General features: G+C 50.9%; 6 protein-coding genes. All 6 read right to left on the bottom strand.

The features are described 5' to 3' along the window. Nucleotides 1-48: 48 nt before the first annotated feature. Entirely contained in the window at nucleotides 49-1,434 is a 1,386-nt protein-coding gene (locus A372_RS0106640; protein WP_019420046.1) for a sensor histidine kinase, read from the bottom strand. Next, nucleotides 1,427-2,092 (bottom strand): response regulator transcription factor, encoded by a 666-nt coding sequence (locus tag A372_RS0106645; RefSeq protein ID WP_019420047.1) that lies wholly within the window; start codon nucleotides 2,090-2,092, stop codon nucleotides 1,427-1,429. The genes A372_RS0106640 and A372_RS0106645 overlap by 8 nt, the downstream gene beginning before the upstream one ends. Nucleotides 2,093-2,968: 876 nt before the next feature. Then, nucleotides 2,969-3,691, bottom strand: a complete 723-nt coding sequence (locus A372_RS0106650) for a PIG-L deacetylase family protein (protein WP_019420048.1) — start codon at nucleotides 3,689-3,691, stop codon at nucleotides 2,969-2,971. Nucleotides 3,692-3,833: 142 nt separating this feature from the next. After that, nucleotides 3,834-5,138, bottom strand: a complete 1,305-nt coding sequence (locus A372_RS0106655) for an ABC transporter substrate-binding protein (protein WP_019420049.1) — start codon at nucleotides 5,136-5,138, stop codon at nucleotides 3,834-3,836. 236 nt (nucleotides 5,139-5,374) lie between these two features. Continuing rightward, complete coding sequence (locus A372_RS0106660) at nucleotides 5,375-6,211, bottom strand: carbohydrate ABC transporter permease (RefSeq protein WP_019420050.1); 837 nt, start codon at nucleotides 6,209-6,211, stop codon at nucleotides 5,375-5,377. Beyond that, the gene (locus A372_RS0106665) at nucleotides 6,211-7,092 is read right to left on the bottom strand and encodes a carbohydrate ABC transporter permease (protein WP_019420051.1); all 882 of its coding nucleotides are present in this window, start codon (nucleotides 7,090-7,092) and stop codon (nucleotides 6,211-6,213) included. The genes A372_RS0106660 and A372_RS0106665 overlap by 1 nt, the downstream gene beginning before the upstream one ends. Nucleotides 7,093-7,281 lie beyond the last annotated feature (189 nt).

Consider the following 7,281-nt stretch of genomic DNA (forward strand, 5'->3'; position numbering starts at 1 on the left):
GCCTCCTGTACTGATACTGAATGCATGCATCATCATAGCCGTTCTCTGTTACGCCAATGTGACAGGAAGAGTAAAATAAAATTCAATCATGCCTTCCGAAGCGCGGACACCGTATGGCGCATCGTGCTTCTGCATAATGGTTCTGACGAGCGACAGGCCAAGTCCGGTTCCGCTCAGCTGCTTGCTGCGTGATCGTTCCGCCACGCTGAACGGCTCCCAGATTCGCTCCAGCTCAGCTTCGCTCCACTCGCCGGTGCTGTTTTGGATACTGAATGTGAAGCGTGAGTCCTGCAGCCGCACCGTAATGTGAATATCCGTGCCTGAAGCATATTTGATCGCATTCGTAATCAAGTTGTTCAGCACGATCTCTATTTTGGCGCGATCGGCTATTACGTGCACCTGGCGTATGCCGCCGTCGTCTACTGCAACCGTCAAGCCTTGCTGCGTCATGGCTGCACGGTATTTGCCTACCGTCTCTGCCAACAGCTCCATAAAATCAAATGAAGTCATTTGATAGGTCTCGGCTTGAAGTCTGGACAGCTCTAACAAGCGCTCCACGAGCCGTGTCATATCGTCAGCCTGATTCTCGATTACCGTGGTGTAGGTTCCATCGTCTAAACCATCCTTTATGCCTGCCGCATATGCCTTGATTAGCGCGAGCGGTGTTTTGAGCTCATGCGAGATGTCGGAGATGAAGCCACGCAGATTCTCATTGCGGCTGTGCAGCTCCCGATGCGCCCGCTCCAGCTTGTCGCTCATCGCATTGACACTTGCCGCTAACGATTCAATCTCGTCACCGGTCTGGATATCAGCCTTGCGGAACGATAACTCGGCAATATCCTCGGCCGTCTCCTTCAGCTCGGCAAGTGGCCGAAGAATCCGCCTTGCCGACCAGGCTGACAGCAGCAAGGTCACGAGCAGCGCCCCGGCAGAGATGAACAAGGCGAACCGATTGACGATCTGGAGCGTCTCATCGGAATGGGCGACCGACTCCCCTATCGCGTACAGCTCGTTCTCCTTATTCATGAACGTGACGAGAAAGCTCGATTTCAGCTTCGCTTGACTGTATATTTTGTGAACCATTTCTTGCTGCGCTAGCTTCGCCACAGTGTCATCCGTAATCCAGAACTTGCTGAGCGTAATGCCTTTGCGGCCGAGCGCAAGCTTTACATTTTCATTCAGCTCGTCAATGTGCATCATGAACGGGACATGCACGATCGTTACACCATAAGCTTGTTCCAGCCGTCGGATATCTGACAACAGTTCATTTTCTTCCATCTTATCGAGCATCGCCGTCAGCTCAGCTAGGTTGGCCTTCTTCTGATGCAAATAATATTTGGGCAGCAAAAACGTATTGGCCAGATAGGTCAGCACCACCATCAGGCCAACGATGAGCGAAAAGCGGACAAATAGCTTGCGGCTCAGCTTATTCATCGTCTTCCATCGTCTCCTTGGGCACCTCGAGACTGTATCCCACTCCACGATGCGTCTTGATGAAATGCTCTCCTATCTTCTCGCGCAGCCTGCGTATGTGGGTGTCGACCGTACGGTCATCGCCGAAGTAATCGAAGCCCCATACTTGGTCAAGCAAGGTTTGCCGCGTTAAAATACGGCCTTTATGTTCAATAAACGTCTTTAGAAGCAGGAATTCCTTGTTCGTCGCCTGAATGTCCGTTCCGCCCTTATATATTTTGTAACCCTGCATGTCTACGGTCAGATTGCCTAAGCAGACGCCGTCCTCGACTTGAAGCAGCTTTTTGGCCCGCAGCATCAGAATGCGCGGATCGAACGGCTTGCGCACATAGTCGTCCGCCCCAGACTGCAGCGCTTTAAGCTCATCTTCCGCCTCACCTTTGGCTGTAAGCAGCAGCACCTTCGCGCCGCTGCGCTGCTTCATCTCCTTGCATATGTCAATGCCGCTCACCTTCGGCATCATCCAATCGAGAACAGCCAAATCGATAGCTTCGCTGTAGAACACATTCAACGCGGCCTCGCCGTCTGCGGCAATATAAGTCCGGAAGCCTTCCCGGTCGAAATATGCTTTTATAATGTTCAACATATGCGGCTCGTCATCCGCAATCAATATGTTCATCTAGTATCTCCTTGCTGTGTAGATGGCAATATGGATTTATGAATCCCATTTTATTTATGATACAAGAATTCATAGTGAATCCCAAACTGAACACAAACAAAAAGACAGCCGACATATCGTTCTGCTGTCCACGCAACCTTTATTCGTCGTAATCCAGGATAGGAAGGAGTATTCTGGTAGATTAGACACCGGATCGGACCAAGGTTATATTGAAATAAATGGAATTCATTGCGTGTTAGATATCCTAGGATTAGCCCCCTTAATCATTAACCATATTGAATACATTGACTCTTCTTCATGAACGAAATATTCTGTTCGTGCAATCACGCTTCAGACGTACGGTGCTCCACTTCATCCGCCCCTTTGCTTCATTCTCCCCATCCTTCAGGGGGCCGCACACTCAACGACGGCTCTAGTTATCTGTCATTATGAGCGACCTCTGCCTGGCATGGTATATACGAATCGGCAGGGACTCGTCCCCCTCGTCATCCCTCCTGACGATTTGGGAGAATGGACATAAGGACCATTTGCTGAGTACCCGACAATCTATTCTCATTCGAAGAGGAAAGGGGCTGCCATTCTGAATGCCATTCATTACGCAATCTGAATCATGGGGAGAGTGAACAAAAGGGGGAATCGAACAGGGTTGAGGAACCACGAATGCTAGTTTGCTAGTTTGGAGATGCGCAATGAAATGCGCAAACAGAAGAGGAAATCCGCATCAATCAGGTCCACACCGATTGACCGGGCTACGGATTTAGTCGGCTCATCCACACTCATTCCACAGCAAGCGATGAATATAGCCAGATCCACGTTACAAAATACAGTCCGCATACCGCTTAGCCGTTCAATCAGTATGTGGACTGTATAGATCGCTCATTTGAAATGTTCCGTAAGCGAGCCCAGTGGCGGATTGAAATCTTCGCCGAATAGTTCGAAATAGACGGTGTCGCCGATGCGCTCAACGACACGTGTGCCTGCTATCGTGGACTGATACGTCATATAGCAGGCCAGAGCGCGCTCCATCGCGTCGATATCGGCGGCGCTAAGCTTCTGCACGACATCGATACGCTCGGGCGCCGACAGCTTGAAGCGGAACGTGCCGTCCGCGTTCATGCTCGCTCCGCCCGGATCGGGCATCGCGAGGAATGCGAGGCGCTTCAGCGGCGCCGCCCCTTCGTCGCGCAGCTCCAGGAAGACGCGCTTCACGGCTGCGTGCGTGACGAGATGATCGTGGAAGCCGCTCATGCCATGAACGGCGTAGGTGACCACGACGTCCGGCTGGAGGCGACGAATGGCGTCAGCCGCCGCGCGCTCGACGATGCGGGGATCGATGTCCTGCAGCCCGCTGTCGGGCAGGTCGAGCACCGTCATCTCCGTCAAGTCGAGCGTCTTCGCCACCTCGATCATTTCCCGGTAGCGGACCTCGCCCATCTCTTCGATAGTGAGGCCGAGCTTGTGGCGCTGCGAGGTGGCGCCGCCCTTCGTCAAGGTGAGCAAGTACACTTCATGCCCCGCTTGGCGCTGGGCATGAATCGGGCCTGCCGGACCGAACGATTCATCGTCGGGGTGAGGAAATATATACAGAATCTTCGCCATGCATCATCATCTCCTTCACCCCTAGTATAAACGTTTGCCACACATTAGGAAGCGCCAATCCGCAGCCTACGCGCTGGACTGTCAGCGCCATGATCGAACAGTGGCCCCTACGCAACGTAGAGGCCACATGCATTAAAAATAGTTATTTTTTCAAATTGTCCCAAGCTTTTTGGAAGTCGTCCAGCATCTTGCCATTGTCCGACTTGCCTGCGATGTAAGCCTGGATGGCATTACCGAACTCTTGCGTGGCGCCGTCCGGATATTTGAACCAGTTCCAGCTAAGCACCTTGTTCTCTTGGCTGTACTTCATCACATCAGCCGCAATATCGCCGAGATCGTCTGCTGTCGCCGTAATCGTCGTCATCGCCGGAATGAATTTGAACTGCTTCGCAATATATTCCTTACCGATGTCGGAAGTGACCATCCAATTCAGGAATGTCTTCGCTTCCTCTTTCACCTTCGAATTTTTGTTCACGACCCAGTTGTTCGGAACGCCGACCAAAAGCTTGTCGTTCTTCGCGGCATCCTCATCAATCGGCATTGGCAGCACACCCAAATTCAAGTCAGGATTAATGCCATCGATTTGCACCTGCGTCCAGTTGCCTTGCTGCATCATCGCCGTTTCGCCTTTTGCGAACAGCGTAACTTGCGTATTATAGTCTGTCGTGAGCGGATTTTTGTTACCGTATTTAGCGGTCAAATCAAGCATTTTCACCCAATTTTCAAATTCTGCATTCCCTTTGAACTTCGCGCTTCCATCATTCAAGCCCTGGATGAAGGCATTCGGATCCGGTTGTTGTTGCGCAAAAGCCACGTTCAAGGTGTGAATACCTAGAATCCACCATTCCTGATACCCGTTCGCGAAAGGTGTGATGCCAGCGTCCTGCAGCTTCTTCGCTGCTGCATCCAGCTGCGACAACGTCTTTGGCAGCTCCGTAATTCCAGCTTTTTGGAATAAATCTTTATTATAAATGAAGCCATAGCCTTCCAGGTTCATCGGCATGCCGTACAGCTTTCCGTCCTTCGTCATCGGTTCTTTCGCGAGCGGAATGACATCCTTCACCCACGCCTCGCCCGACATGTCTTCCAAGTGCTCCATCCACGTCTCCATCTCTTGGAAACCGCCGTTATTGAAAATGTCCGGCGCGTCATTGGCCGCGAATTTAGCTTTCAGCGCTGCGCCATAATCGGCACCGCCGCCGACAGTCTGAATGTCCAGCTTAATATTCGGATGCTCTTTCTCAAATTCCGCCTTCAAGCGGTTAAGCGCCTCTGCGATTTCAACTTTGAACTGAAATATTTTAACTGTTTTGACTTCCTGTTTTCCTTTATCACCGTCTGCCGAACCCGTTGCATCACTAGAGCTGCTTTCCTTGGATCCGCAGCCCGCCAGCATGACGGATACTGCCAACAGCATAAGCATTGACCATTTTGCCATTCGTTTCATTCGAAAGACCTCCCTATCTGTGTACGTAACGATGTTGCTTCATTGTTGACATGCTAATCTTCTGATTCTGATATTATTTTCGGAACGCTGCATTCTTTCTTTGAACATTCCTTTTCTTCTATTGTGTTACAAGCTCAGTATAGCTTCCTTCGTGCAAACGTTTACACCGAGAGAATTGACCGAACAGGTGGAATTCATTGACCTCTGTAGCCACCTGTTCGAATGTGTACATCTTATTATCCTTTTACAGAGCCTGCCGTAATCCCTTCGATAATATATTTCTGCATCGCGAGGAAGAAGGCGACGATCGGAGCAATTCCAAGCACGAGCGCTGGCAGCGCCAAGTCCCACTGCTTCGTATATTGTCCGAAGAATGCGTATGTCGCGAGCGGAATCGTGCGATGCTCTGCGCTTTGCAGCATCAAGGACGGCAGCAGATAGTCGTTCCAAATCCATAAGCTGTTCAGGATGACAACCGTAACGAACATGGGCTTCAAAAGCGGAAACACGACGCGCCAGAATACGGCATACGGCGAGCATCCGTCCACTACCGCCGCTTCCTCAATTTCTACTGGCACAGATTTCACAAATCCGTGGAAGAGGAAGATCGAGAGCGGAGCGCCAAAGCCAAGGTAACAAATAATAATTCCGCCAATGCTGTCTGTCAAGTGAATCATTCCCGTAACTTTCACAAGCGGAATCATAATCGATTGAAACGGAATGACCATGGCGGCGACAAAAATCATGAACAGCGCCTTATTAAATCGACTGTTGTGACGAACCATACGGTAAGCGGCCATCGCACTCAAGAGCGCAATTAGCAAAATACTTGCGGCCGTAATGATAAACGAATTCGAGAACGCCTGCGGGAACTTCGTAATCTCCCACGCCCGCTGGTAGTTGGTCCATTCGAACGCAGCCGGCCAGCTGGCGGCGTTCGACAGCAGATCGCCGAACGACTTCACCGAGTTCACAAGCAGGAAGTAGAACGGAACGAGAAAGACTAATCCGACGATAATCATGACAACTTCCGTAACAAACGTGCGGCCGCCGTATTTTTTTCCTGATTCCATTACACCTCCACCTCCTTGCTCTTCGTGATGCGTACTTGGATAAGCGTAATGACAGCGACGATGATAAAGAACAAGAACGCTTTCGCCGTGCCGAGACCGTAGCGGTTATTTTGGAAAGCTTCTAAGTAAATGTTCAACGCAACCGATTCCGTCGACTTGAACGGTCCGCCCTTCGTGAGCGACAAGTTCAGGTCGAACATTTTAAAGGACCACGAAATAGCCAAGAATAAACATACCGTCACTGCCGGCATGATGAGCGGAACGATAACGTGGCGCAGCACCTGCCCACGGGTCGCGCCATCGATCTCCGCGGCCTCCATAACATCCTTCGGCACGTTCGTCATCGCGGCGATGTAAATAACCATCAGGTAGCCGGCCGTCTGCCAGACGAACACGATAATGATGCCCCAGAAGGCGGTAATCTCATCACCGAGCCATGGAAGGTTGAAGAACCCAATTCCCGTTGCATCGCCGATGGCCGAGAAGCCTTTGACGAAGATGAACTGCCAGATGAACCCGAGCAAGAGACCGCCGATTACGTTCGGCATAAAAAATATAGTCCGCAGCGCGTTGCGCAGCTTGAGCGGCTTCGTGAGCACATATGCGAGGCCGAAGCCTAGCAGGTTCGTCAGCACGACGCCCACAATCGTAAATTTGGTCGTAAACCAGAAGGCCGGAAAAAAATCCGAGTCTTTTGCAAAAATTTGTGTAAAGTTATCCAATCCGACCCAAGCAACTGTACCCGATACCCCATTCCAATCGGTGAAGGAATAGTACATGCCAAGCAGGAACGGAATGACGACAATTAGTGTAAAAAAGAATGTCGCCGGGCCGATGAAAAAGAGCTGCTGTCCGACTTGTGACCATGTTTTGCGCGACATCCGCCTCTCCCCTTTGCGTGTAAAGTAAGTGTTTGTACTAGTAGAGGTTATTCAAAAAGTCCCCTTTTGATTACGGAGCATCCCAAATTGTCATTCGGCATCGAATCTTGCATTCACTCTCGAAGTCCAGTGCTCATGTAGTCTCGCCTACACTCCGCTCCTCCTTGCAAGTTTTGCGGAGCAAAACTC

Source organism: Paenibacillus sp. OSY-SE (genome assembly GCF_000283315.1).
GTDB lineage: Bacteria > Bacillota > Bacilli > Paenibacillales > Paenibacillaceae > Paenibacillus_B > Paenibacillus_B profundus.